Here is a 1,132-nt window from a genome sequence, read left to right as displayed (position 1 = left end):
AAGGCCGCGTCGGACACCGCCAAAGCGCAGCTTGCTGCAGCGGAAGCCGACGCAGAGGTCGCCGAGAACCAGGCGACCTACTCGCTCCTGGTTGCGGATGCGGACGGAACGGTCACCCAAACGCTGGGTGAGCCCGGCCAGGTCGTCGCCGCCGGCCAGGCGGTGGTTCGGCTGGCCCAGTCCGGTCCTCGCGAAGCCGTGGTGTCGCTTCCCGAAACGATGCGGCCGGCGATCGGTTCGCTCGCCGAAGCGAGCCTGTATGGCAGCGACGGACGCCGCTTTACCGGGCATCTGCGCCAATTGTCGGACTCCGCCGATCCCCAGACCCGCACCTATGAGGCCCGCTACGTGCTCGATGGCGAGGCCGCGGCGGCACCGCTCGGCGCGACCGTCACCATTCGGCTTGCCAGCCAGGATCATCAGCCGGAAGTCCAGGTGCCGCTCGGAGCCGTGCTCGATGACGGCAGAACGACCGGCGTCTGGGTGTTCGACAGCGCGACCTCGACCGTACGCTTGCAGCCTGTCAAGCTTCTGCGCGTGACCAGCGAGACGGCCGTCATCTCCGGATCGAAGTCCGGTGACCAGATCGTTTCGCTCGGCGCTCATCTTCTGCACGATGGCGCTCGCGTCAAGACCGCCTCGGAAACCAGGAGCAAGTGATGAGCTTCAATCTCTCCGCGCTCGCCGTCCGCGAACGGGCCGTCACCCTGTTCTTCATCCTCCTATTGGCAGCCGCGGGCGCCTACGCCTTCCTCATGCTCGGGCGGGCCGAGGATCCGTCCTTCACCATCAAGACCCTGACGGTCACGACGGTCTGGCCGGGCGCGACCGCGCGCGAGATGCAGGACCAGGTCGCCGAGCCCCTGGAGAAGCGGATTCAGGAGCTGACCTGGTACGACCGGGTGGAGACGACGACGCGGCCGGGCTACGCCTACATGACGGTGACGCTGAAGGACAGCACGCCGCCCTCGATCGTGCAGGAGGAGTTCTACCAGGCCCGCAAGAAGCTGGGCGATGAAGCGCGCAAGCTGCCCTCCGGCGTGCTCGGCCCCTTCGTCAATGACGAATATTCCGACGTGAGCTTCGCCCTTTATGCCCTCAAGGCCAAGGGCATGCCGATGCGCGAGCTCGC

At 66.9% G+C, this 1,132-nt stretch carries 2 protein-coding genes; both read left to right on the top strand.

Translation table 11 applies throughout. The features are described from left to right. On the top strand, positions 1 to 660 hold a 660-nt coding region (locus MOV74_RS38760; RefSeq protein WP_246932856.1), incomplete at its 5' end, for an efflux RND transporter periplasmic adaptor subunit. Continuing rightward, positions 660 to 1,132 (top strand): efflux RND transporter permease subunit (locus tag MOV74_RS38755; RefSeq protein WP_246932854.1); only part of this gene is annotated, 473 nt, incomplete at its 3' end. The genes MOV74_RS38760 and MOV74_RS38755, both read left to right, overlap by 1 nt.

Source organism: Bradyrhizobium sp. SHOUNA76 (assembly GCF_023006445.1).
GTDB lineage: Bacteria > Pseudomonadota > Alphaproteobacteria > Rhizobiales > Xanthobacteraceae > Bradyrhizobium.
The sequence above is the reverse complement of the archived record's forward strand: the minus strand, read 5'-3'. Positions and strand labels throughout refer to the sequence as shown.